29 protein-coding genes and 1 riboswitch are annotated in these 24,919 nt (G+C 46.5%); of the genes, 2 read left to right on the top strand and 27 right to left on the bottom strand.

What is annotated here, in order from left to right; all coding sequences use genetic code 11:
* Positions 1 to 5: 5 nt before the first annotated feature.
* From AC1MEO_RS12320 to flgB, 9 genes are all read right to left on the bottom strand, one after another.
* The gene (locus tag AC1MEO_RS12320; protein ID WP_480330845.1) at positions 6 to 1,346 is read right to left on the bottom strand and encodes a flagellar hook-length control protein FliK; all 1,341 of its coding nucleotides are present in this window, start codon (positions 1,344 to 1,346) and stop codon (positions 6 to 8) included.
* Between the two features lie 4 nt (positions 1,347 to 1,350).
* Positions 1,351 to 1,836, bottom strand: coding sequence for a flagellar export protein FliJ (gene fliJ / locus AC1MEO_RS12325; protein WP_480330847.1), 486 nt, complete (start codon positions 1,834 to 1,836; stop codon positions 1,351 to 1,353).
* Entirely contained in the window at positions 1,823 to 3,139 is a 1,317-nt protein-coding gene (fliI, locus tag AC1MEO_RS12330) for a flagellar protein export ATPase FliI (protein ID WP_480330849.1), read from the bottom strand. The genes fliJ and fliI overlap by 14 nt, the downstream gene beginning before the upstream one ends.
* A complete protein-coding gene (locus AC1MEO_RS12335) occupies positions 3,120 to 3,917 on the bottom strand; it encodes a FliH/SctL family protein (RefSeq protein ID WP_480330851.1) in 798 nt (265 codons plus the stop codon). Before AC1MEO_RS12335 ends, fliI begins: the two co-directional genes overlap by 20 nt.
* Positions 3,910 to 4,926, bottom strand: coding sequence for a flagellar motor switch protein FliG (fliG, locus tag AC1MEO_RS12340; RefSeq protein ID WP_480330853.1), 1,017 nt, complete (start codon positions 4,924 to 4,926; stop codon positions 3,910 to 3,912). Before fliG ends, AC1MEO_RS12335 begins: the two co-directional genes overlap by 8 nt.
* Before the next feature lie 11 nt (positions 4,927 to 4,937).
* Positions 4,938 to 6,575 carry a flagellar basal-body MS-ring/collar protein FliF gene (fliF, locus tag AC1MEO_RS12345; protein ID WP_480330855.1) on the bottom strand — a complete coding sequence of 546 codons (1,638 nt, stop codon included), beginning with the start codon at positions 6,573 to 6,575 and terminating at the stop codon, positions 4,938 to 4,940.
* Between the two features lie 25 nt (positions 6,576 to 6,600).
* A complete protein-coding gene (gene fliE, locus AC1MEO_RS12350) occupies positions 6,601 to 6,897 on the bottom strand; it encodes a flagellar hook-basal body complex protein FliE (protein ID WP_480330857.1) in 297 nt (98 codons plus the stop codon).
* A 389-nt stretch (positions 6,898 to 7,286) separates the two neighbouring features.
* On the bottom strand, positions 7,287 to 7,742 hold the full coding sequence (gene flgC / locus AC1MEO_RS12355) for a flagellar basal body rod protein FlgC (RefSeq protein WP_480330859.1): 456 nt from the start codon (positions 7,740 to 7,742) through the stop codon (positions 7,287 to 7,289).
* 5 nt (positions 7,743 to 7,747) lie between these two features.
* Entirely contained in the window at positions 7,748 to 8,149 is a 402-nt protein-coding gene (flgB, locus tag AC1MEO_RS12360; RefSeq protein ID WP_480330861.1) for a flagellar basal body rod protein FlgB, read from the bottom strand.
* 80 nt (positions 8,150 to 8,229) lie between these two features.
* A riboswitch (cyclic di-GMP riboswitch) is annotated at positions 8,230 to 8,316 on the bottom strand.
* Positions 8,317 to 8,540: 224 nt separating this feature from the next.
* On the opposite strand from flgB, the gene AC1MEO_RS12365 reads away from it, so the two are divergent.
* Positions 8,541 to 9,377, top strand: a complete 837-nt coding sequence (locus AC1MEO_RS12365) for a flagellar hook-basal body protein (RefSeq protein ID WP_480330863.1) — start codon at positions 8,541 to 8,543, stop codon at positions 9,375 to 9,377.
* 15 nt (positions 9,378 to 9,392) lie between these two features.
* A complete protein-coding gene (locus tag AC1MEO_RS12370) occupies positions 9,393 to 10,235 on the top strand; it encodes a flagellar hook-basal body protein (protein WP_480330865.1) in 843 nt (280 codons plus the stop codon).
* A 371-nt stretch (positions 10,236 to 10,606) separates the two neighbouring features.
* Here AC1MEO_RS12370 and flgL read toward each other — a convergent pair whose 3' ends face one another.
* From flgL to AC1MEO_RS12460, 18 genes are all read right to left on the bottom strand, one after another.
* Positions 10,607 to 11,485 (bottom strand): flagellar hook-associated protein FlgL, encoded by an 879-nt coding sequence (flgL, locus tag AC1MEO_RS12375; RefSeq protein ID WP_480330867.1) that lies wholly within the window; start codon positions 11,483 to 11,485, stop codon positions 10,607 to 10,609.
* 17 nt (positions 11,486 to 11,502) lie between these two features.
* Positions 11,503 to 12,753 carry a flagellar hook-associated protein FlgK gene (gene flgK, locus AC1MEO_RS12380; RefSeq protein WP_480330869.1) on the bottom strand — a complete coding sequence of 417 codons (1,251 nt, stop codon included), beginning with the start codon at positions 12,751 to 12,753 and terminating at the stop codon, positions 11,503 to 11,505.
* Between the two features lie 26 nt (positions 12,754 to 12,779).
* Positions 12,780 to 13,265 carry a flagellar protein FlgN gene (locus tag AC1MEO_RS12385; protein WP_480330871.1) on the bottom strand — a complete coding sequence of 162 codons (486 nt, stop codon included), beginning with the start codon at positions 13,263 to 13,265 and terminating at the stop codon, positions 12,780 to 12,782.
* Between the two features lie 29 nt (positions 13,266 to 13,294).
* Positions 13,295 to 13,564, bottom strand: a complete 270-nt coding sequence (gene flgM, locus AC1MEO_RS12390) for a flagellar biosynthesis anti-sigma factor FlgM (RefSeq protein ID WP_480330873.1) — start codon at positions 13,562 to 13,564, stop codon at positions 13,295 to 13,297.
* A 33-nt stretch (positions 13,565 to 13,597) separates the two neighbouring features.
* Positions 13,598 to 14,023 carry a flagellar protein gene (locus AC1MEO_RS12395; protein ID WP_480336093.1) on the bottom strand — a complete coding sequence of 142 codons (426 nt, stop codon included), beginning with the start codon at positions 14,021 to 14,023 and terminating at the stop codon, positions 13,598 to 13,600.
* 115 nt (positions 14,024 to 14,138) lie between these two features.
* Positions 14,139 to 14,564, bottom strand: coding sequence for a flagellar basal body-associated FliL family protein (locus tag AC1MEO_RS12400; protein WP_480330875.1), 426 nt, complete (start codon positions 14,562 to 14,564; stop codon positions 14,139 to 14,141).
* A 10-nt stretch (positions 14,565 to 14,574) separates the two neighbouring features.
* Positions 14,575 to 15,339, bottom strand: coding sequence for a flagellar motor protein MotB (motB, locus tag AC1MEO_RS12405; RefSeq protein WP_480330877.1), 765 nt, complete (start codon positions 15,337 to 15,339; stop codon positions 14,575 to 14,577).
* Positions 15,329 to 16,126, bottom strand: a complete 798-nt coding sequence (motA, locus tag AC1MEO_RS12410; RefSeq protein ID WP_480330879.1) for a flagellar motor stator protein MotA — start codon at positions 16,124 to 16,126, stop codon at positions 15,329 to 15,331. The genes motB and motA overlap by 11 nt, the downstream gene beginning before the upstream one ends.
* Before the next feature lie 220 nt (positions 16,127 to 16,346).
* Positions 16,347 to 16,724, bottom strand: a complete 378-nt coding sequence (fliS, locus tag AC1MEO_RS12415; protein ID WP_480330881.1) for a flagellar export chaperone FliS — start codon at positions 16,722 to 16,724, stop codon at positions 16,347 to 16,349.
* A 20-nt stretch (positions 16,725 to 16,744) separates the two neighbouring features.
* The gene (locus AC1MEO_RS12420) at positions 16,745 to 17,131 is read right to left on the bottom strand and encodes a flagellar protein FliT (protein WP_480330883.1); all 387 of its coding nucleotides are present in this window, start codon (positions 17,129 to 17,131) and stop codon (positions 16,745 to 16,747) included.
* A complete protein-coding gene (fliD, locus tag AC1MEO_RS12425; RefSeq protein WP_480330885.1) occupies positions 17,131 to 18,615 on the bottom strand; it encodes a flagellar filament capping protein FliD in 1,485 nt (494 codons plus the stop codon). The genes AC1MEO_RS12420 and fliD overlap by 1 nt, the downstream gene beginning before the upstream one ends.
* A gap of 18 nt (positions 18,616 to 18,633) precedes the next feature.
* Complete coding sequence (flaG, locus tag AC1MEO_RS12430) at positions 18,634 to 18,978, bottom strand: flagellar protein FlaG (protein WP_480330887.1); 345 nt, start codon at positions 18,976 to 18,978, stop codon at positions 18,634 to 18,636.
* A 127-nt stretch (positions 18,979 to 19,105) separates the two neighbouring features.
* Positions 19,106 to 19,846 (bottom strand): glucosaminidase domain-containing protein, encoded by a 741-nt coding sequence (locus tag AC1MEO_RS12435; protein ID WP_480330889.1) that lies wholly within the window; start codon positions 19,844 to 19,846, stop codon positions 19,106 to 19,108.
* Between the two features lie 155 nt (positions 19,847 to 20,001).
* A complete protein-coding gene (locus AC1MEO_RS12440; RefSeq protein ID WP_480330891.1) occupies positions 20,002 to 20,178 on the bottom strand; it encodes a YjfB family protein in 177 nt (58 codons plus the stop codon).
* Positions 20,179 to 20,607: 429 nt separating this feature from the next.
* A complete protein-coding gene (locus AC1MEO_RS12445; RefSeq protein WP_480330893.1) occupies positions 20,608 to 22,071 on the bottom strand; it encodes a flagellin N-terminal helical domain-containing protein in 1,464 nt (487 codons plus the stop codon).
* A gap of 232 nt (positions 22,072 to 22,303) precedes the next feature.
* Entirely contained in the window at positions 22,304 to 22,528 is a 225-nt protein-coding gene (csrA, locus tag AC1MEO_RS12450) for a carbon storage regulator CsrA (RefSeq protein ID WP_480330895.1), read from the bottom strand.
* Positions 22,529 to 22,531: 3 nt separating this feature from the next.
* Positions 22,532 to 22,987 carry a flagellar assembly protein FliW gene (fliW, locus tag AC1MEO_RS12455; RefSeq protein WP_480330897.1) on the bottom strand — a complete coding sequence of 152 codons (456 nt, stop codon included), beginning with the start codon at positions 22,985 to 22,987 and terminating at the stop codon, positions 22,532 to 22,534.
* Between the two features lie 106 nt (positions 22,988 to 23,093).
* A complete protein-coding gene (locus tag AC1MEO_RS12460; protein ID WP_480330898.1) occupies positions 23,094 to 24,917 on the bottom strand; it encodes an adenylate/guanylate cyclase domain-containing protein in 1,824 nt (607 codons plus the stop codon).
* Between the last annotated feature and the right edge of the window lie 2 nt (positions 24,918 to 24,919).

Genomic DNA, 24,919 nt, shown 5'->3' on the forward strand with positions numbered 1-24,919 from the left:
CTCTTTTAAACTGTGTAATCCACTTTCATCAAATGGCCAACTGAAGGCTGTCGTTCAGCAAGCTTTTCTTCTTCTTGTTGCGTATAGCCATTTTTATTGTGTGCAGCTGTTCCATTTTTGGGTTGGGGCTGTGCGAATCGCTGCTCCGTCTGGGAATGTTGCTGGCTGGAAGGCTGCTGCGAACTTTGCTGCAGCACTTCGATCTTCTCTACTGCTACCCCCTGCTGAACCAATGAAGCCCGCAGTTGATTCAATTGAAGCTCAAGTGCTTCTTTCGCCATCGGTGTGCTTGCCATAATTTGAGCGGCCAGTTTTCCGTTCGTCGACGTCAGCAGAATTTCAAGGTGCCCGAGATGTTCCGGAAAAATATTGACGCGCATTTTCATGCCTTCTGCAGTCTCAGCCATACGCATCGAGCTTTTCAGCATGCCGCCCAAGTCTTCCAGAAGATTTGATAAACGGACAAATGGGGCAGCCGGTGGATTGGCTTCTGTCCGGATTGGGTTGCCGGCTGTTTTTCCAGCTTCAGTCGCCACAGTAGCTGGCGGCTGAACAGCTGGCTCTTGAGGAGCTTTGCTTTCATTAGGCGCTTTAGTGGTTTGAAGTTCTTCTATGTTTTGATGCTTCACGGCTGGCTGAGGTTCTTTGACTTCGGCTTTTTGCAGCGCTTGCTGCATCTCAACAGGTAGTTTCGGAAGATCTTCTGCCGCCTTGATTGTTTCAGGTGAAGATCTTAAAACACTGTTATTCAACTTGGGTCCATCAACCGGCAGCACCTTTAACGGTTCTTGTGCGGTTGATTTTCCTTGTTGCCCCTTTTCGAGAAGACCAATCAGCTCATCCAGCTTTTTAGATATTTGGACTAAATTGTTAAAGTCAGGGTTAGTCTTTTTTTCTTCTGCCCCCTTAAAAATAGGAGGGGCTGTGGATTCTGCAGTAAATTTATCGGATAGAATCTGCAGCTTCTGCTGGATATGCTCGAGCAGCACGAGCAATTTGCCTGCCGCTTCCGCCATCGGTTCTTCTGTTCCACTTCGTAAGTTTGGTGCTGTAGAGTTAAGCTTCTGGTTTTCGGTTTGAAGGTCCTGTAATTGAAGAATTGCATATTGAAGCTCTTGCTGCTCGGGAATTCGCCTGTCAGCCGGTAATTCCTCCAAAAGCATCAGCAAGTTTTCCAGGCTTTCCGCCAATTCGCCTGTTGGTTCCTGCTCTTCAATAGGAAGTTCCGCTTGTGTGCTTAACGAACCCATTAAAGAAGCAAATAACGCTTGGTTTTGAACCGGTGCAACAGCTTTTTTTGCAGAGAAACTGAGGGTTTGCGGAAACGATAGTTTCAGGGCTTCCATCCGCTTAACTTCCTTCCGCTAAGTTATTCGCTTTGGTTACGCGATAAAAACGAGTGCTGGCCATTTCGTCGAAAAAGCTTTGTTCAGCCGCTTTGTTTTCTTCTTCAAAACGGTTCATTTTTTGCTGTTTTAAATTTTCCCAGGTCTTTTCTTCCTGTGCTTTCTTTTGCAATATTCCTTGAGAGGCTGAAACGTTTTTCTGCAAATATTCCAGTTCTCTTTTAGAGGACTGCGATTGATCCTGAAGCTGGTGGATATACTCTTCCAGCATTCGCAATTCCGAAATATTGACGCCGCTTTGCTGTTTGGTTTTTTTCAACTGTTCCACATCGCTGATTTTGTTCTGGATGGCTTTGGTACGCTCATATCCCACTTCATGCTGTTTGATGGCTTCAGCCATTTGGATCTGCGCAAAGCCCTTTTCATTTTCTTTTAAATCCAGTATCTTCTGAAATCGAAAGTTGAATTGTGTCAGTTTAACCGCCTCCAAATTGTGCTGATAGCCGTTCTATGCTTTCTTCCAGTTTGGCTTTTTCATAGATGTCCTGCTGCAGGTATTCCTTGATCAGTGGATGTGCTCGTATGGCATCGTCGATTTCTTTATTGGCGCCACTTTTATAGGCACCGATATTGATGAGATCTTCCGAAGTTTCGTAAGCAGCCAACAAGCGCTTGAATTCCCTCGCCGCCTGCTGATGCTCTGCTGAAACGACTTCGTGCATGACGCGGCTGACACTGGCCATGACATTGATCGCAGGAAATTGGCCTTTTTGGGCAATCTTGCGGTCCAATACAATATGGCCATCCAAAATTCCGCGCACCGCGTCGGCAATCGGTTCGTTCATATCGTCGCCATCCACTAAAACCGTGTAAAAAGCAGTGATCGAACCTTTGCTTGAAGTGCCTGAGCGCTCCAGCAATTTGGGCAGCAGCGCAAAGACGCTCGGCGTGTAGCCTTTGCTGGTCGGCGGTTCTCCTACCGCCAGTCCGACTTCCCGCTGCGCCATGGCAAAACGGGTCACCGAATCCATCATCAGCATGACGTTCTTCCCTTGATCACGAAAGTATTCGGCAATTGCTGTTGCCGTAAGTGCCGCTTTAATGCGCTGCATCGGCGTCTGATCTGACGTTGCAGCCACGACCACTGATTTTTTCAATCCTTCAGGACCGAGGTCGCGTTCGATGAAATCACGCACTTCCCGTCCACGTTCACCGACCAAGGCGATAACATTGATGTCAGCTTCGGTATTGCGGGCGATCATCCCCATCAAGGTGCTTTTTCCCACACCGCTTCCGGCAAATACACCGACCCGCTGTCCTTGCCCGACCGTCAGCAAACCGTCAATCGCACGGACGCCGACTTCCAGCGGTTTATTGATCCGTGGACGTTTCAACGGATTGGGCGGTGCATTATTGGTCGAATACTTTTTGAGGCCGCGCGGCAATAAACTTTCATCGAGCGGCATGCCGGTCCCATCAAGAACTTTCCCTAAAATAGAAGGGCCCACTTTAATTTGAAGCGGACCTCCTGTTGCCACCACCAGACATCCGGGCCCGACCTGCGAAAGATCCTGCAGCGGCATGAGCATAATCCGGTTTTCCCTAAAACCGACCACTTCTGCTTCTATCGGCGGTTCGTTGCGGTTTGGATAAAGCAGGCAAAGCTCGCCGATTTTCGCATTCGGCCCTCTGGATTCAATTGTCAAACCGATGACCTGAACTACTTTCCCATGTTTTTGGATCGGTTCGATTTCACTCAACAACTCCAAATATTCATCTTGCCACAAGTTCATCGTTGGTTTTCTCCTCACAATAAGCGAGCAATTGATTTTTGATTTCATCCAGCTGATTATCAACCATTGCATCGTAGGAGCCACTTGCTGTGTGGATCCTGCAGCCGCCTGGTGTCAGGTTGGCAACCGGAATCAGCTTTAATTCCGAATCTGCTTTGATATAGGTCTTCAGCTCTTCCAGAAATGGAATGATGGCCGCGTAGTCTTCGAGAGAAACCTGCAACGTGACGTCTTCCGACTCCTCTACCTGCTTCAATGCATGTTGAATGATATGCAGCAATTGCTGCGTATCCTGGTTTAATTCGTTATGAATCACTTTTTCTGCAATCGTGACACTTAAAGACAGGAGAAACGGTTCTGCCTGCTGAATGATTTTCGCTTTTTCTTCATAGGCCATCTCCAGCAAACGGGTCATTTCCAGTTGTTTTTCAACGCTGTCTTGCTCTGCTTGCTGAAGACCTTCCGAAAATCCAGCCTGAAATCCTTGCTGCTCGGCTTGCTGTCCCAATTCTTCAGCATGCTGTTGCGCTGCCTGCTGTTTTTCCTGCCACCATTCGCTGATTTCCTGCTGCGCATTTTGTTGGTCGCTCAAAATCTGGGCCTGCAATTGTTCATGGCGGAATTCCAACTCATTGATTTCTGCTAGCAGGTGCTGGCGCTGCTGTCTCGGATCCAAGTCCTGATCATTGAAAACAGGCTTTTTCACTTCAATTTTTCGGGTATGGATAATTTTTGTTTTGCTGGAGTATGACTGCGGAAGACGAATGATGTTAGTCAATCATTTCATCCCCTTCTTCACCGCGGGATACGGCTATCTCGCCTTTTTCTTCCAGGCTGCGAATCAACCCGACAATATTTGTTTGTGCATTTTCTACATCTTTTAGTTTCACTGGACCTAAAACTTCAATTTCTTCTCGGACAACATCCGATCTTCTCGTCGACATATTGCGGTAAATGCTGTTTTTCACTTCATCACTCGCTACTTTTAATGCAAATGTCAAATCAACATCGCTGACTTCACGAAGAATCCGCTGTATGGAACGTGTTTCCAAACTGACGATGTCTTCGAAGACGAACATGCGCTTCTTGATTTCTGCAACCAGATCCGGGCTGCCACTTTCAAGTTCGTTCAGGATGGATTTTTCTGTACCGCGGTCGACATTGCTCAACACTCGGACAATTGCTTCCACTCCACCCGCAGCAGTGTAATCCTGCGTACCTGTTGCAGTCAACTTGCGCTCCAAAATCTGCTCGATTTGATGGATGACATCCGGTGAAGTACTTTCCATCAAGGCGATGCGCCTTACCACTTCCGCCTGTTTTTCGCTCGGCAGCTGAGACAGGATCTGGGAAGATTGTTTGGCATCCAAATAAGAAAGCACCAACGCAATGGTTTGAGCCTGTTCGTGCTGAAGAATATTCAAAATCTGGATTGGATCTGCTTTTCGTGCAAAACTGAATGGTTTTACCTGAAGCCTGTTCGATAAGCGGCTGATGGTGTCCATCGCTTTATCTTTTCCCAGTGCCTGTTCCAGAATATTGCGGGCATAACCTAAACCGCCCTCATTCATATAATCCTGTGCCAGAATCATTTCATAAAATTCATCAATTACTTCTTCCGTTTGACTGTTCTTTAGCTGGCGCACATTGGAAATTTCCATCGTCAGCTGGTCGATTTCAGGCTCTGTCAGCTGCTTGAATATTTCAATCGAGACATCCGGCCCTAAGCCGACCAATAAGATAGCCACTTTCTGAACTCCGGTTAACTCTTCCATGCTTCTAACCATGGGCCACTCTCCTAGTCATCTGCCATCCACGAACGCAATAATTTAGTAAAGTCTTCTGGTCGTCCTTTGGCAAGCTTTTCAATCGTTTTTCGTTTCGGATTCGACCTGTTTTTGAACTCGGACAAATCAATTTCTTCTTCAGAATCTACTTGATTTGACTTGGCCAATGCCTGTTCAAATCCTCCAAAATCGTATTCTTCTTCAAAAATCTCTTCTTTTTTCTTTCTGCGGAGCAATAGCAACGCAATGACGATGATGATCACCAAAACAATCGCTCCAGCAATTACCCATAGAAGATTATTCGGGATGCCTGTTAGGAATGTTGCTTCCGGCTCTTCGTCTTCAATTGCCGGACGCCCTTGGAATTCTGTTGCAAAGACAGAAATCCGGTCTTCCAGTTCTGCCTCAGTTGCAGCAAATTCATTCATACTCAATGAAGTACTGACCGCATTCTTCAATAGATTGCTGATATCTGTGACGTTTTCCTGTGTTAAGCTTTCTGGATTTTCAGGGACGGGTGGTTCCACTCCTACATTGATCGTGATGTCGTCAATGACATATGGGCTCATTTCAATTTGCCGGTTGATCCGGTTGACTTCGCTATTGATCCGTTCTTCCGTGCGCTCAGATTCACTGTTGCCGGCGCCGTCCGCACCTGGATAATTGGCGACTTCTGTCTCACCAGTTCCTGCTGGATCTTCAACAACCACGCCTTCACTTGAATACGTTTCGATGATTCGTTCCACACTGATATCCAAGCCCTCATTGTTCTCGACATCGACGGGTTCAACCAGTTGTTCTTCCCGTTTTTCTTTCGTGAAATCGATATTCGTCATAACAGAAACGACCACTTTGTCCTGTCCCAACAATAAGCCGAGCATCTGCTGCAACTCGCGCTGGATATCCTGTTCGATGCCTTTTTGGATTTCACGATGCTGCTGATAAACCGACAGATTGGTATCTGCCTGGTTGGCATCCTGCACTTCAAACACCTGGCCATTCTGATCCATGATAACAATTTGCTCAGCCGGCAAACTCGGAACCGATTTGCTGATCAGGTGGTACAAACCATTAATCTGCTTTTGGTCCAATTGAAATGTCGGATCGCCTTTAATAACGATGGAAGCTGTAGATGTCTGTTCTTCATCGGTAATCCAAACATTTTCCTTCGGCAGCGTAATCATGACATTCGCTTCCGTGACTCCATCAATCTGCTCAATCAAATACGCCAGCTCATTTTGCATGGCATCCCGTTCCACCACATCAAAATGGCGGTCCGTCATCCCGAGGCCCATGTTTTCACTGAATATGCCGTAATTCACATTGCCATTTTTCGGAATGCCTTCCGCTGCCAAACTGACTTTTAAATTAGCCAGATGCTCTTCGGGCACACTGATCGTTTTGCCGTCGGCCGATACTTCTACCGGAATGGCCTGTTCTTCGATAGCTGTTTTGATTTCGCCCGCTTCCGCTGCCGTCAAATTCGAATACAGCACTGAAAAATCAGAGCGGCTGCTAAGAAAAACAAAGATAAGCAAAATAAGAAATGTGAGGAAAAAAGAGCCGATTAAAGACCATTTCGTTACAGGAGAAAAACTGCCCCATGACTCACTCAATTTCGTTTTATATGTCAAAAACTTCTCTTTCATCTAGTCATCATCCCGCCAGTTCGCCTCATACTTGCATTCTCATTACTTCTTGATAGGCCTCAACAACCTTATTGCGGACCTGCATCGTCATCTGCAGCGATAAGCTGGCTTTTTGCGAAGCGATCATCACTTCATGGACATCCTGAACTTCTCCTGTCACCAATTGATTGGTCAATTTATCTGATTCGTTCTGTGCTTTGCTCACTTCTTTTAACGCGTCTTTAAAGATTTCTCCAAACCCTTCCACTTTGTTTTCGGGTTTCACGTTATTGAACAATTGATTTTGGATGAAAGGCGTCTGAATCTGGCTTATTTTTTCCATGGTGCCTCCTTATTTATCTATAGTAGGTTGGTCTTAATGGTTCACCGTTGATATTCCGCAAAACAGCTCCGCTTTCCTACGGGCTTGCGCCGAACTAACTCGGGCTCCTGGCCCGAGTGGATTTCGACACTTCGCTATCCCGCGGGAGTCTCCGCTGTTTTGCTCCATATCCTAATAGGTGAAAATATATAATGAGATAGGTTCTTTCATATGAATCTTAGAAGAAATAGTGGAAGGCGGCTGTTCTCAGTAAGTCAGTTGCAATAACACTGCTCCTGCATCGCTGCGCTAGCTTTGTCGCAAAGACACCGTCCGAAATTCCTTCGGCCAATGCCTTGTCCGACTAGAGCGATTTCTTCACTCATTACCTCTTAATAATCAATACTAATTTACTTCCCAATCTCCAAAGCTTTCATAAACATGCTTTTCGAAGCATTCAACGCCGTGACGTTGGCTTCGTAGGAGCGGGTTGCGGACATCAAATCCACCATTTCTTTCAATGGATCGACATTGGATGAACGGACATAGCCGTCTTCTCCAGCATCCGGATGTTCGGGATCATAGCTCATTGTAAAAGGTGTCTGGTCTTCTCCGATTTCTGAGACTTTAACACCCGACACCGTAGCATTCCCTCTATTGATGGCCGATTGCAATTGGTTGGCAAAAGGCGATTCGCCGCTTTGCGAAAGTTCCACTGTTTTGCGCCGGTAAGGCATCCATTCTCCATCCACCAGTTCGGCGCGGTTGGTGTTGGCGTTGGCGATATTGGCAGATACGACGTCCATGCGGAGGCGATTGGCAGTCAGTCCTGAAGAACTGATATTAAATCCACTGAATAAGCTCATTTGTTCTATCTCCCTCCATTAATAACGGAGCTGAGGCTGTTGAGTTTGCCATTGACCCGTTCGGTGACGGCGTTATACCATAATTGATTTTTTGCCAGCTCGGCCATTTCTACATCCATGTCCACATTATTGCCGTTGTTAGTGTATTTAGTGGAGCTGTTTGTTAAAACTTCAGTTTTAGTCTTTGAAAATTCGTTGCTGAACGACAGATGGCGATCATCTGTCTTGTAGCTGGAAAGACTTTGTTTGTTCATTGCTGTATCCAATGCCGCTTGAAAATCGACTTTTTTGCTTTTGTAATTGGCGGTATCCACATTGGCGATATTCGCCGAATGAACACGTTGCTTTAATGTTGAAGCTGATAAAGCCTGTTCCATTGTTTCAAGAGATTTAGGAAATATATTCATCAAAAAACTCCTTTTTGTCCAGATAATCGGTACATAAAAATCCACCTTGAAAAAGGTGGATTTTTATCAAATCTACCATTTTTGGTAACCCGGCTGCCTTGTACACTGTGTATTTAGGCCCGTGGCTTTGCGTCTCTATCTTTCGGATAAATTTGCTATTTTCACAATGATATTCCCATATTTTATTTTCCAAAATCGTTATTTTGTACTATTTTGAAAAGATATTAACAAAGTGATACTATCATATTTCTATATTTTTGTATATTTTTCTTTTTAAATCTTTTTTATCATATTTTTTCCATATTAATATAAAAAGCTCTATTTTTTTTGAATAGATAATGTTATGCTACCCGATAACTACCATTGAGCTACTGAGAAGGAGAAAAAGCCTATGTTTCGTGGATTATACACTGCTACATCAGGGATGATGGCTACTAATAGACAACAACAAATATTGACAAATAACCTTTCAAATGCCAATACTCCTGGCTTTAAAGAAGACCAGGCCGTTTTACGCGCTTTTCCTGAGCAGTTGATCAAAGCGATTGAGAACGGTAAAAAAGGTACAATAGTCCCGCATAATATCGGCACTTTAACTACAGGCGTCTATACGCAAGAAGGGATCCCTTCATTTCTCCAAGGTCCCCTAAAGGAAACTGGAAATTTGACCGATATGGTGCTATTGGATGAATTGCTGCCAACCAATCCGGAAACACAAAAAAAAGGTACGTTGGTATTCGCAGCAGCAGCTGAAAATGATGAAGTGCGCTACACAAAAAATGGAACGTTCGCTGTCAATGCTGAAGGTGTCCTGACGACCAGCGAAGGCTTTCCTGTCTTGGATGAAAATCAGCAACCCATCCAAGTCGGTTCAACCGATTTTACTGTACAGGACAATGGCCAAATCATCTTAGCTGATGGGACACAAGGAAGCCGTCTTTGGATTGGCCATACCGAAAACCCGGAACAATTTGTAAAAGAAGGACAGAATCTTTTGCGATGGGCCGGGAATCCGGAAGAAACCCCTCAATTCATCGATACCGTAGCATTATTGAATACTACAGACAGTTTCATAAAGCAGGGGTTCATTGAACAATCGAATGTTGATTTGACCAAGACCATGACAGATATGATGACGACCTACCGAGGCTTCGAATCAAACCAAAAAGTGATTCAGGCCTATGACCGCAGCATGGAAAAAGCCGTCAATGAAATCGGACGCGTGTAAGGAGGAAGTGTACAGTTGAATATCCAGATGAACACAGCCAGCAACACCATGGGTGAACTGCAAAAAAAAATCGACTCGATCGCCAATAACATAGCCAATGTAAACACCAATGGCTATAAACGCCAGGAAGCCAGTTTTTCGGATGCCTTGGTGCAATCGATTGAAAAACAGGTCGGTCCGCAAAATGAAATCGGGCGAATTACGCCGTACGGTTTACGCATCGGCACTGGAGCGATCCTTTCACAGACAGCCACCCGCAATGAACAAGGTGCGGTCCGGCAAACAGACCGGCCGCTCGATTTTATGATCCAAGGCGAATCGGCTTACTTCCGTGTTGCATCTGAAGGCAACACATTTTACACAAAAGATGGATCTTTTCAGGTGCAGCCGGTTTTGAATTCAAACCAAGTGAGCTTGGTTACAGCTAACGGCGATGCAGTTCTCGGAGCTGATAACCAGCCCATTGTCTTTGACAATGACTACGACAGCATTCAATTAACTGGAAACGGAACCTTGGAAATCTCCTATAAAGATCCCGCTAAACAAGCAGCTGAAATCCCACTCGGCATCGCCCAGATAAACCGGCCGAATTCACTTGAAAAAATAGGCGACAATCTTTTGCGCCTGACCGGCACCGAAGCTGAACAACTCGCCAACGGCAATTTAGAGCTGATCGATCTGTCCCAGCAAAATGACGGCTCCATCACCATAAAGCAAGGCGCGCTTGAAGCATCCAATGTCGAACTGGCAGATGAGATGACCGAATTGATTGCAACACAGCGCTTGTTTCAATCACAAGGAAGAGCCATTTCCTACGCAGACGACATGATGGGCTTGGTCAACACGATTAAAGGATAATACAAAAAAGCAGGCACCCCGCGGGGTGCCTGCTTTTTTTATTCAAAGGAAATTTGTTTGTGATATTCCGCAAAACAACTCCGCTTTCGGCCCCGTAGGATGCGGGGCATGCAGTTGGCGCGACAGGACGTCGCGGTGCCAACTGCCAAGGGTTCGCGGGAGTCTCCGCTGTTTTGCTCCATATCCTAGTAATTAAGTTATAAATTAATCATTTTATTCATTAAAGTAGTATGACTCTTAGAAGAATGAGTGGAAGGCGGCGACTCCTGGGGGAACAGCGCGAGCTGAAGACCCTGGACTGAGCGCAGCGAGGGAAGCGGCTGAAGCCGTGCCCCCGGAAAGCGTCCGCCTGGAGCGATTTCTTCAATCTCTTATCTCAAAAAGTCCATCAAACTCGGCTGGATTATTTTTGATGATGCAGCGAGGCTCGCCTGGTAGACACTTTCTTCGCTGGTCAATTTGATGATCGCTTCCGCGTAGTCGATGTCTTCAACTTTCGACAGCATCGTTTTCAATTGCAGGTTGGTGTCGAGCAGGCGGTTTTCAACGGCTTCTACACGGTTTTGGCGTGCACCGTTTCCAGCAGCTGCAGTCAACAGCCGTTCCATTCCGGCATCAATATCCCCCAAATCACTGGAAGTTCCAGCTTTTAAATTAACGGAGATGCTTTGCAGGGTTTTGAAAAGGTTTTTGTCATCTGCTGCCCCAAACAAGTCATCCGGCAAAACACTGGATTGGATGTTGATGCCTTCTCCGATGTTGAACGTTCTCGCAGCCACTCCGGTGCTTTGGAAATCGTAGCTTCCTTTTTTAGGGAAAGGGATTTCACCTGTATTCTGGCCGTTGAACAACGACTTGCCATTGACCTTGGCATTCGCCAATTGGCGCATCTGCTCGGTCAATTCTTCCACTTCCGCGGAAATCGCTGTGCGGTCATACTCGGATAAGCTGCCGTTATTGCCCTGTACCGCGAGTTCACGAACCCGTTGCATGACATCGGTCATGGAGCTGATATGCTGGTCGGTTTCATCCATCAACAACTTCGCTTCACTGGTATTTCGTTCGAATTGCGTGTTGGCGGCAAGTGCACTTTTCAAGTTCATCGCTTTGCTGACACCGTTTGGATCATCCGATGGCCGGTGAAGCAATTTTCCTGTCGACACCTGATTGTTGATTTTTTCAAAGCGGGCCAAGTTCTGGCCCATGTTGCGAATGGCATTTTGGTTGAGCGTTTGCTGTGTGACTCTCATTTTGCTTCCCCCTCTACTTACCGGGCGGCCATGCGGTTGATGATGGTGTCGAGCATCTGATCTGTCATCGATACTAACCGTGCTGCCGCGTTGTATGAATGTTGGTATTTGATCAAGTTGGCCATTTCCTCATCCAAGGAAACACCCGTTACTGATTGTCTGCGATTTTCTGTTGCTTGAAGAGCTGCTCCGTGATTGGTAACAGAGTTGATTGCCGCCTGGCTTTGCGCACCCAGTTGGCTGACCAGTTTCCGGAAATCACTTTGGGCCGTTTCGCCTGTTGCAGCCGGCTGCTTCAAGGGATCTGCTTGGTAATTGACTTTCAGCTCTGAAATCTTAAAGTCTGCAGCGTTGCCGATGAATAAAGCCTGATCTTTGCCGCCTGTTGTAGACATGCCGTTGGCCACTGCAAAATCACTGACCACTTTATTCAGATTTTCCTGGTAATTTTTCGCGATATCCATCGACTCGCTCAATCCAGCCAATTTGCCGCCGTAGATTTCATTTCCACCAGCATCCATCTTAGGAACTGCGTCGCCGCTGACCAATTCCTGGTCGGTTGACGCCAGGCGGATCGTGTAGCTGCCATTCGATTTTTCATCGACCTTGATCGACATCAGCGTTGAAAGTTCTTCCACCAGCACATCGCGCTTATCCTTTAAGTCATTTGACTGGCTGCCTTCGCGGACGATGCTTTTATTCAATTCTGCAATTTGCTCCAAATAGCGGTTCGCTTCTGCGAAAGCCGCTTCCGACTGCTGTGTCAGTTCACTTTGCAAAGTGTCCATCGATTTGTTCATCGACTGGGCTACCTCGATAAATCCTTGGGCGCGTTCTTTGACCACTGCCTGCGCGGACAAACTATCCGGCTCGTTGGCCAAATCCTGCCAGGCGTTCTTTAAGCTGTCCATCGCCGTGTTCAATCCGCTGTCGCTCGGCTCGTTGATGATGGTCTCCAACCGGTCCAATGTTGTCTGCTTCGCCTGCCACTTTCCGAGTGTTTCCGAATGGTCCCGGAATTGCTGATCAAGAAACTGGTCTCTTACACGGGTGATTGAATCGAGATTGACGCCGGTTCCAAGCTGGCCAGTGTTCGCGCCTTGGCTTGTCCAGATGTCCAAAGACGGCGAAGCACTTGAATTCACTTGTTGGCGTGAGTAGCCTTTCGTATTGACGTTGGCGATATTCTGCCCAGTCGTCGCAATGCTTGCCTGGCCAACGGATAATCCGCGTTTTCCTAATTCTAATCCGTGAAATGATGAAACCATGAGCTTTCCCTGCTTTCCGACAACCGTTAAGCTCTTGTATCGAAAAAGCCCTGATTGTTTGATTGTGGTTTTTGCTGTACTGCCGGCGATTGATAATTAAAATGCTGCTGTTTCGTTTTTGTCACTTGCGTGATCATATGTTGAACAAAGCTCATTGAGTCTTCCAGGATCTTTTCATTGACTTTATTTTTTGCCTGCAGCTCAGCTAAAAGCATTTGTAAAGTTTTCAATTGTGAGTGAAGCTCTTGTTTTACCCGTTCATCCGGAATTTGTTCTGCAAACTGGCTAAATGTCAGGCCGGGATGCTCTTCCAGTACGTCGGCCACGAGTTGCTGCCGTTCGTCTTCCAATTGGCCAAGCTGTTTGACCAACTTTGTTTCTTCTTTCACAAGCTCGGTCAGTTCATCGACTTTTCGTTCGATCAACACTGTTTGCTTGCGCTCGGCATAGCGGATAAGCTGTTTTTGTATGCTGATCAACTCATCCAGCGTGTTTACTACTAAATTCAGCATCCGATATCCTCCTTTTCATACGCTTTATCTTATTTTTCAAACCAGAACTGATAAACCTGTTCGGCTACTTTGTCGCTGTTCACCTGATATTCACCTGATTGGACCTGCGCTTTCAAAACTTTGATCTTTTCCTGCCGTTCAATATCGACATTGGCATTTTTTTCGAACATGGCTTTTGCCTGATTTGAAATCTGCAGCTGGTCTTCTTGTTGCAGCGATTTGGTTTTGGCGGCCGGAGCCACCTGCAATTTTTGGTAAGCTTGAATAAAGGAAGAACCATTCGTTTTGTCAATATTCATTCCTTCACCGCCCTCTAGTTTAGTTTTTGTCGATTAGCGTGTTTTCCAATATTGCGCATTTATCTTTGGTCTTTCCCGTTTTCTGCCGGTTGCTTCGAAAAATTCATCGGTTTTCAATGTCACATTGAGTTCCGCCGAAAACTCCTTGTAACAGTCGTCGCATAAAATCTGTCTTTTAATCACTTTATCACAATGCTTGCACGGGTAACCCAAATTCGGGAAGTCGTCCGCGTAAAGGCGTCCGTCGCGAATAAAATCGGTAATCTGTTTAACAGAGACGGTTGTGCCCCGGCTGATGTCCTGGATATCCGCAAAGCGATTGGCTTCGATTCTCAGAAATTCATTTACAACTTTAAATTCCTGCTCAATTTTTTTGTAGCAGTCCAAACAATAGTCAGTATAGTCCTTAAGGAATAATGTACCGCAAATCCGGCAATTATCCAGCTGATTTGCTCCCATATCCACTCACCTGACCTTCTCTATAGATTTATATCGGCAGCTTTGCCAAAATGTTTAGCAGAATTTCAATTTAATCCACTTGAACAGCCAGTCTGCCACCGAGTTATATTTTCCTTTATTGTACTTTAAATTCCGTCACCAGCACCCGTTCAACCTTGCCTTTTTCAAAAACTTCGGCTAAGCGTGCAGCAAGTTCTCCTTCTAAGGTGGTAATGCCGTTTTCCCCGACCAGTTCATCTTTCGTAAAGCTTGCGACTGTCGCGATGACGGCGGCACGAACTTCGGCAGTGCGTTTTCCAGCTTCTTCTTTCGTTTCGATATCGCTGAACAGGATATTGAACTGGACGATTCCGAAGTTTCCAGGAGACGCCAGATTGGTTGTAATGATGTCGGTATCAATGCTCATTTCTGCTACTTCTTCAGCGCTGAGCGGTTCCTCCTCTTCCGCTTCGGCATCTTTTTGTCCGACATAAAATGCGGCGCCTCCACCGATGACTGTCGCCATGATGACGACGCTGATGATCTTCTCTAATTTCCTCATGGTGCACCTCTTATTCGTCAGTTTCTTTTTCATAAGGTGAGATCAGCACTTCGACGCGGCGGTTTTCCGCACGTCCTTCCACTGTATCGTTCGTCGCGATCGGCTGGTATTCGCTATAGCCGCTTGCACTGAATTTTTTCGGATCGAGATTACCATTTTCAAGCAAGATCTTCATGAAATTAATGGCTCGCGCAGAACTCAATTCCCAATTCGTCGGAAATTCCCTTGTGCCTGCCGGAATATCATCTGTATGCCCTTCAATGAAAATCATCCGCGGCGGATCTGAAATCAGCAAATTTGAAATTTCTTCTGCAATCGTCTGGGATCCATCGCGCATATTAGCACTTCCGGATTCGAACAATACGCCTTCTTTGATCGTGATCATCAGGCCTTTTTTGGTCATTTCAGTTTGAAGACGAGGCGATAAACCTTTTTCTTCAATATAGGCATCGATCTTCGTTTGGAAATCCTGCAATTCCTGCTGGTCCTTGGCAGCGAGAATCTCTTCCAGACTTTCACCGGACGGCGGGTCCTCGCTCAGCTCAGCTGTCGGCGAGGTGTCAAAGCTTTCAATCGGCGCCTGCTCATCGAGGATGCCGGTGCCTCCCTGCAGCTCGTTGTTGAAGGATTCGGCGATGGCATTGAACTTCTGGGCATCTACCTGGCTGGAAGCAAAAAGCACGATGAACAGCGCCAAAAGCAGCGTCAAAATATCCGCATAAGGCAATAGCCAGGCTTCATCCACATGGTCTTCCTGCTTTTTTTTACGCTTCAACGTGAACACCGCTCTCTTCTTCAGATTCAAGCACACGGTCTTTCGCCGGCAAATAAGTCAACAGCTTTTCTTCCACAGTCCGGACTGGCAGCCCTTCCTGGACAGCCAGCAAGCCTTCCAGCATAATCATTTTTATTTTAGCTTCCGCTTCTGATTTCCGCTTCAGCTTATTGGCAAATGGATGCCATAACACGTAACCGGAGAAAATCCCGAAAAGCGTTGCGATAAACGCAGCGGAGATGGATTTACCAAGCATGGCTACATCGTCCAAATGGCCAAGTGCGGCAACCAATCCGATAACGGCACCCAACACACCAAGTGTCGGCGCATAGGTACCGGCTTGTGTAAAAATTTTCGCGCCCAATTCATGGCGATCTTCCATCGCGGCGATTTCTTCTTCCATCAAATCACGGATCTGCTCCTGCGACTGGCCATCAACGACCATTTTCAGTCCACGCTGCAAAAACGGATCTTCTACTTCTTCCGCTTTTTCCTCCAGTGACAGCAAGCCTTCTTTTCGTGCAAGCATGGCCCATCCGGTGAACATCGGAATCATTTCTTTGATGGAGACTACTTTTTCTGCTCTGAATATCACTTTGAAAAAGCTGGGGATTTTTTTCACTTCGTCCATTGGAAACGCAACGAGGATACAGGCGATGGTTCCGGCAAAGATGATTACCAGCGCCGCTGGATTGTATAGGGCGATCGGGCTTGATCCCTTGAGGATCATTCCGCCGATCAACACGACAAATCCTAATATGACTCCTACCCATGATGTCTTATCCACGTTCATACCTCTTTTCATTTACCTGTGTAATTTGTGTGGAAGAAATCGCTGCAGGCGGACGCTTTCCTGCGGGCGAGCGCCAAGCCTCCTCAGTCGCTTCGCTCCCTGCGGGGTCTCGGCTGTCTCGCTATCCCGCTGGAGTCGCCGCCTTACGCTCTTTCTTCTAATTTTCTTAAGGATGTATTCAAATAAATTTCTTAACAACTTTTCGATTAAATTATTAGCTGTTCTTCGCCAATGCCATCGCCTGTTTCCAGGTGTTGCGCATGTCTGTCATGAGTGTTTCCACTTCTTCGAGTGCGGCTGGGTCGTTTTTGGTGTTGGCATCCAAAAGGCGGGTGTACATGTATTCGTACATTTGGGCAAGAGCAGCTGACATTTCGATGTCCAAGTCCAATGTGATGCGGAGCTCCTGGACGATGTTTTGGGCTTTGAGGATGTTGGTGTTCTTTTCTTCGTATTTTTTATCTGCCATTGCGCGTTTTGCGAGTTTCATGAACTTCAGGCTGCCGTTATAGAGCATCAGCGTCAGTTCCTGTGGTGATGCCGTCATCACTGAGTTTTGCTGGTAAGTCTGGTAAGGATTGATCGTTGCCATTAAATTGCTCCCCCTTGCTTTTAGTTCCGTTTGTCGATGAATGAACCGCCGGTTGCCATCGTCTGGTAGGCACCGTTGTATTTTTTCGATACTTCTTTTGTCTGGGCTATGCGCTGGATCTGTGTCAGGAATGCAAAATGAAGCTCATTGAGCAGGTGTTGAAGCTTCTGGTCAATGATCTTGACTTGATCAATGATGGCTTGTTCTTCCGTAGTCCATTGGAAGTTTTTTTGCTTCATGAACGTTTCCAATTGTTTGATGGCTTCCTGCCGGTGGGCAAACAAGGCTTCCAGTGCTTCGACCATTCCTTCTTCGTTCGCTTCCATCCGGGAATTGATGCTTTGCGCTTTTTCATAAAGCTCATGTGTCTGCCGCAGAAATGCATGCATGATCGTTTTCGAACTCATTATGCGCCACCAAACAAGTTCTGCTGCATCCAGGAGCTTTGTGAGTTCATTTGGCTCAGCGCTTTCTCCATGGCCGTGAACTGCTTCCAGTAGCGGTCTTCGACACGCGTAAGGCGGTCCTGCCAGCGGCTGATCTCGTCGTTCATCTGTTTGATCTTTTTGGACAGCGTGCTGTTGTCGATAGAGCCTGATGAACTGCCGGCTTTTGCACTGAGGTTTTTGACCACTGCGCTCAAAGTATCGTACACTCTTGCTCCGACGCCGTTGCCGGCAGCATCCCGGGTCGTGAACAGTGCCATCACTTCATCCGGTTTATTGGTCAGGGCTTCGCTTAGTTTTTTTTCGTCGATGAATAACTTGCCGCCTTCTGTATACGATCCTGTATTGATGCCAATTTGCGACAAATGATTGATATTGCCTTCTGCAAGGCCCGATACGCTATCCATAAAGGCTCTTCGCAGGTCTTGCATGGCAGATTTCAGGACCGGGTCGTTCCGGAGCAAGCCGCTCCGCGCTTTGTCTTCCCATAACTCAATTTCATTTTCCGTCAGGTCCTTTTTCTGTTCGTCGGACAATGGCTGGAAATCGGGGTAGCGTTTTTCGACCAGTTGCTTCTGCAGGGTGTCAATGGTTTCGTTGTACTTATCGACGAAATCTTTGATCATCGCCAGTGGTTTTTCTGGGTTGGACTGGACTGAGACGGTCGTGGCTGTGGTAGAAGCTTGCAATAGATTAATCGTTAATCCGTTGACCGTCGTCTGGTTGGTTTTCAGGTTTTTGATTTCTATGTTGTCAAACATGATGGAACCATCTGTTGCTCCGGTGGCCGTTGCTGTAGTAGTACCATTATTATTGATGATTTTATTGGCCAATTCCTCACTTGCTGCTGTTCCGTCTGCATTCTTAAACTCCATCGTAAAAGCTTGTTCAGTTCCCATTCCTTTTGATGCGATAAAAAAGCGGGAGGTCGTGTTGTCAAAGCTGGCACGCAGAGCTGGAACTGAAGCTGCCGTTGCGTCCTGAATGTTTTTGGCTACAGCTGCAAACGTGTCGGTACTAGCTACATTTATGCTTATACTTCCTATATTAATTTTTCCGGCTACGCCAATTTGGTCAGTCGATTTTGCAGCATCACCTGTTGTATTTTTAATTCCGAGTGATGAATTCAACTTCGCCGCACTCGCCACACTTGTCACCTGCACTTGATACGAGCCGCTCATTGCATTCGCTGTTGTCGCAACTGAAAAACTGTTTGGAGCCGGTGACGTGGCGCTGTAGGAGTTGAACGATGACTGCAGACGCAAATTGCTGGCGCTTGTCCGAAGGTTCTCCATGGTTAGATTGGTATCGCGAAATGCTTCCTGCTGCCATTCTGTAAATGTTTTTTGCTGCATTAATTTATCTAAAGGCATCTTTTGGATCTTCATCATGTCTTTGACGATCGATTCTGTATCCATGCCTGATGCTATTCCGCCAACGCGCATAATAGGTTCACTCCGATCTTATAATTTCTCATCCACAATCAGGCCTACAAGCTCTGCCATCGAGGCGTACATATCCAAGAATTTCTTATTGGGAATCTCCCGCAAGACTTCATCTGTTTTTGAGTCGATCACCTGTACGTAATAAACCTCCAGCTTTTCATGCAACTGGAATTTCACATTGGTCGATGTGGGCTCTAAAAACTCGTTCATGCCGGCGACTTTATCGCTGATCATTTCTTTTGTAATGGGTTTAGTGGGTTCCTGGAATTTGTTTTCTTCAGGAGCTGCCATTTCTTTTGGAGCAATCGGATCTGGTTCACTGATTTTCGAAAAATGTGGAACTGAATGATTTGTCACTTCCATAATAGACACTCTCCCAATCTTCAACCTTGCCTAAAAAGCTCTCTATATTAGTTATCGGCAGAAAAAGAGATTTTTTTAGCATAAAATCAAAAAAAATAAGACAGGTCCGTGAAGAACCCGTCTTATCTTATGTGAGTTTGGAATAATAATTGCTGACGCCTTGTGTCCAGTGGTTGTTCAACCCCCTCGGATCATTGGCGGCTCCGACCGGCGCGTATTTCGCTCCGATTTTTGCGATGGTGTCTTTGCCTTCATTCAAATAATTTTGGCGCAGATTGCGGGCCATGTCGAAAATGCTGTCTTCCACAGAAGCGTAGCTCCGAAAGCCATTCTTGCCCATCATGCCGGCGACATTGTTTTTGTCATTGACCGCTTTCGATGAGCCGTTGCCGGTTTCATGGATAGCAATGGCTGACAATAAATTCGGATCCAGGTCGTATTTTTTCCCAGCATTGATAAAATGAGCGGCTGTTCCGTTCAACTTGCCTTCTAAGGTATTATCCAGTTTGATGAATTGCGTCGGCCGAAACTTCAGGTCACTCTTATCCGTTGCCGCCGTTGGAACTTCTTTTGTGTTGAGCGGCGGAATAGTCAGGGCTGGGTTATAGGAATTCGCGAGCGGCGCCGTTAAAGGCGTAGTCAAAGTCGGCAAGGAAACTTGCGCTCCTGCTTGCGGAGACGTACCAGTACCCGTTTGTTCCATGCTTTCCATCATAGCATTCATCAGCATCGCAAAAAATGTGCTCGGGCTTGTCGAACTGCCGATGGAATTGTTGCCACTGTCGGTCTGGCTTAAAGCAGGCATCGCCTTCGCCATCGAAGCGATCGTATTAAATAAAAGAAAGTTATTGGAAATCGGACTGGTCAATCGGATCTCACACCCTTTGCTTGAGTTAATCTTGTTTAGTTTACAAGATAATGGGTGAAAAAAGAATAGGATAATTGTGGGAGGGAATAAAATATTTTTACAATAAAAATAAAGAAAGTCTATGACCTTTTACAGTCACAAACTTTCTTACTCCTCTATCCTTTAATATCCAAGCGACCGCCGATGTGAGGCTGAACAGATTGCTCCAGCATCTTTACAACATCCTGGCCATTTGTTTCTGCTTGGTCTATCGTCTTTTTCATAATCGATACATTCGCTTCTGTCCGGACGTTCATCTGGCTTAAGGCCATTGATAACGCAGCGATATCCATTGGATTGCCCCCTTATAAAAAAAGGAGCCTAAAATTAGGCTCCCTCTCATTTTTAAGATTAACGTAGCAATTGAAGTACTTGCTGCGGTGCTTGGTTGGCTTGCTTTGCCGCTATGTCTTTCGATCATAGAATAGACTATATCTTCACCCTCATTTTTGAGGAGCTGGGCACTTCGAACGGCGCTTGCCGCCCTACGGATTTCATCGCCATAGCTTGTGCCTTAGACGGTCTATCCTAGTCGTTGAACCTTCCCCAGAGTTTCCTCACAGGAGCTTGGCTGCTGATTATCCATTGTTCCATCCTCATCATTTTCAGACCGTCACGCTTACCGTTTCCAGTTACGTTGTGGTTGATGGGGCTTTAGGAAGTTCCAGCAATTCACCCAGTTATACTCTAACCCGTTACCCGGTTAGACGCCCTAAAATCAATTATCTCAACAGTTGTAAAACTGATTGAGTCATTTGATTGGATTGAGCCAACATTGCTTGTGATGCTTGTGCAAGAATCGAGTTCTTCGTTTGTTCCATCATTTCTTTCGCCATATCGACATCTCTAATACGTGATTCCGCTGCTGTTAAGTTTTCGGCAGAAGTGTTTAAATTATTAATTGTATGATCAAGACGATTTTGTACAGATCCTAATTTAGTTCGTTGCGATGATACATTTTCGATTGCATTATTAATGAAAGTTATTGCTGTATCCGCTGCTGATTGAGATGAAACATCAATTCCTCCTGCGGAAACTGCATCAGCTGTTTTTGCATTATTTGAAAATGTCGCTGCTCCTGCAGCTGTTGTAGAAATTGCGATTGAAGCTGCAGTACTACCATTAACGGATCCATCTAATGTTAAAGTTACTCCTGCAAATTTCGCAGAATCTGTGAAAGAGACATTAGAAGCGTTATTTTTAACAATGACTTCTTCTGTTAATGTTCCATCAGTTAGTGAAAGTTTCGTCTCATCTGCTGCAAGTCCTCCTGCAAGAGTACCAGTGCCCACTGCCGGAACGTCACCAAATTCAAAATCCGCACCACCAGTTTGCCCCTGAATATAACTATTAGCTGCAGCAGCAGTTGCACCAGTAGTAGCAGAATCCAATGAAATCGAAATTGTTTTAGCGTCATTATCAACTTGGAAACTATTTGCTAATGCTGCAGAACTTGCTACAGTTACAGTGTAACCATTGTATTTCGAGGTATCGTTAACTGTTTGCAATTTAGTAGTTGTTTCTGTTGCATTAACAGCAGTAGCATCAGCAGTTAGTTCTAAAGTCGAGCCATTTAAGACACCAGAACCTTTTGTAGGATTCAAAGAAGAACTAGTTACATCAGTAGCTCCAGCTTGCACTTTAGAAGTAGTAACATTTCTACCAACCCCTAAAGAAAAAGCATCCATTGCACTAATTTCTAAACCTAAATTTTGACCAGAGTTAGCTCCAATTTGGAAGGTAGTTTTCCCTAAATTCCCTTCTTTAACTGCACCATTTAGAAGTGATTTATTATTGAACTCAGTGGTGTTAGAAATACGTGTAATTTCTTCAGCTAATTGATCAACTTCTTTTTGAATTTCACCACGATCAGTCGTAGTGTTTGTATCATTGGCAGATTGAACAGCCAATTCACGCATACGTTGAAGGATGTCTTGTGTTTCGCTCAAAGCACCTTCTGCAGTTTGAATCATTGAAATTGCATCTTGAGCGTTACGAGATCCCTGCTCTAACCCGCGAATCTGTCCGCGCATTTTTTCAGAGATCGAAAGTCCAGCTGCATCATCAGAAGCGCTATTGATGCGAAGTCCTGAAGACAGTTTCTCCATACTGCTCGCTTGTGCGTTTTGAGCCGAGCCCATTTGGCGATGAGTGTTTAAAGCTGTGATGTTGTGATTGATAATCATTGTGTATTACCTCCGTGTAATGTTTTTTTGTTTTTTGTAAGCGCTCAAATCCTTTTGAACTGCCTTACAGTAGTTATATCGGAGGGGTTTCACAAATGTTTAGTGTTTTTCGAAAAAGATTTTAGAATATTTTTTGCGCCCCCGCGGCAGCCACAATTTAAGGAACAATTGAGTCTGCCAACGTGGCGCGATAGACATAGAAAAAACCTGCAACATCTGCAGGCTTCCCGCTCTATTTCTTCTTCATACTCAAAAAATCACTCAAATTTATGACATTCGATGTCGCTTGCTTATTCTCTTCCTGGATTTCCAGGTACACTTCTTTCCGGTGGATGGTCACTTGCTTCGGCGCGTTGATGCCGATCCGCACCATGTCGCCTTCTATAGAAGTCACCGTAATTTCAATGTCGTCGTTGATGATAATTGTTTCGCCTTTTTTACGTCCCAGCACTAACATTCTCTACACCTGCCTTGCAGCGGGTTCGCCGCTCTGGAATAAAGCCTGCTTGATCTCGTAGTCTTTATTGTTCAAGACAATTTGCATGCCCGTTTGTTTCCGATTGTTGATGACCAGCGGCGCTTTCAAGTTCGTCGTCGCTCCGCTGATGTCGCCTTTGACAGAAACCGTCGTCAGCACGATGGCATCTGCCGGATCTTCCAGCTGCAGCCGCTCCACCATCTGCTCTTCCAGCTTGATGTCATAATCCTTGAAAAACGTAAACGGATCGACCAGGAAGAAACTGACTTCCACCGCTTCCACTGACTGCAGAAAAAAGAATGGCGATTCGCCTTCTGCATCTGCCGGCAGCAATACATATTTCTTATATTCCTCAAATCCCGGAATCCCTCTATCAAACGTGATGACACGTTCTTCTGCCAGTTCCACTTCACCGAATTGTTCTGTTTGAACCTTCATGCCCAACTCCCTTTCCTTAACAAAAAAATGCCTCTTAAGATAAACATATCTCAACAGGCATTTATTAACAATCAATTTTTAATCCGGTCCATCTATTGGAAGCCGTTCAACCTGCCTGCTCTTCAATCCCTAACTCTTCTCTCAAACAGATCCGCACCAGCTCCACAGCGCCGTCGATCCCTTTCAGGAGGGCTGAGAACTCTTCCAGCTCCACGTCAGCGCTCGCCAGCACTTCCGCTGACATCGGCTGCGCCAGGACCTCCCGGCTGATGACGACGTCATTGCCGTTGCCCTGCCCTTGGATGCGCGCAGCGATGTTGACGGTCCGGCCGAAATAATCCAGCCGGTCGTTGGAATTGACGGCGATGGCCGCTCCGCTGTACAAGCCGAGGCGCAGCACCAAGTCTCTATTCGCCGTCCGATTGAACGCTGCCAGGTTTTTCTGGATGGCCAAGGCGGCTTTCAACCCGTCCTCCGGTTTATGGAAGACGGCCATGACGGCGTCGCCGATGGTTTTCACGACGCTGCCGGAATTCCGGGTGATGTGCCCGGTCAGGAATTCGAAATGATTGCGCACCTGGCCGTAAGCACTGGAGTCGCCGATCGTTTCGTACAATAAAGTCGAGCCTTTTAAATCCGTAAACAGGATCGTCACGTGATCGATGCCGATTTTCTGTCCAGGCGCCAGCACTTCAGAAGAAAACAGGTCCCTGAATTCCTGCATCGCCGTTACTTTAGCGGCTGTCACGGCTTGTTTGTTCCAGTCGGCATGTTCCAAAGCGACCACGATGTCGGCCGAACTGGAATTCGTGATGGCCACGCTACCCGAGCCGGAGACGGAATCCCGTGACCAGCCTCCATCGCTATAAACCAACGAACCCGTTTCCGCATTTTTATCTATCGCCACTCGGTGATTGGCTTGCAGCACACGAAAACGCAGCGCATCGCCGCTCTCAGGAATCGCAAAATGCGTGGTCTTGCCTTTTTCGATGACTTGTTGGGCTTTGACATGCGGCGTGATCATCGGGCCGCCGATGCAATACACTTCGGCGTAAGCCTCACGCACAGCCGGATGGACCGAGAAGTTCAGTTCGACATACTGATCGAAGTTGGCGTCGTAATTGACGCCGCACAGGTCGCAGTGAAACTGCTGCTCGAGCTGTGACAGTGAGCTGTGCTCGACTTTCGAAACCCGGCAGTTCGGGCAGATGACGTTCCAGCTCAGGTTCAGCAAGCCCGCTTTTGTGGCATACAGCAAGACGCGCAAGGTGTCGTCCAAATCCGCGTTCCACAGTTTCGCCAGCTGAATTGGTTCGATGTGCGCGACGTCGTGGTCGCCTTTGCCGACCAAATACTGATGCAGCCGTTCTACGTAGCTGCCGGCAATAGGCGACTTGGCAAGCAGAGCCGACATCCGGTCGAGTTCGAGCAGATTGACTTTGACCGTGACCGGTTTTTGCGGTGCTTCGAATACATCGGTTACCCCGGATTCCAAGTAATCATCCAAATAACGCATGATTTTTTTGACAGCCGGCAGGCCGGTTGCCCAAATGGCCCCATAGCCTAAAGGATTGAGCGGCACAAAGTCAGCCGTCAGTTTGACCCGGGTTCCATTTTCCACGTTGTCGAACAGTTCGACTTTCAATGTGTACCGTTTGAGCGGACCTGTCAGGTAACGGCGTTCGACCGTGTAGCTGTCATTTTCCTGCCACTGGAACGGAAACTCTTGCCAAGAGATGGGGACGAGCCCCAGCACTTTGGCATGGGCTTCCCGGTAAAACACTTCCCTTCCGTCCCGCTTTGCCGGGCTGAAGCTGACAGGGAACAGGCCGATATACAGGTTCATGCGGTTATTGTCCGCCAAAAGCTGCCAAGCGGTTTTCCGGTCTACCGCATATTCTTTTTCAAGCACATAATTTTTGGGCTTCATGT

This window comes from Planococcus sp. BI3, from assembly GCF_056680115.1.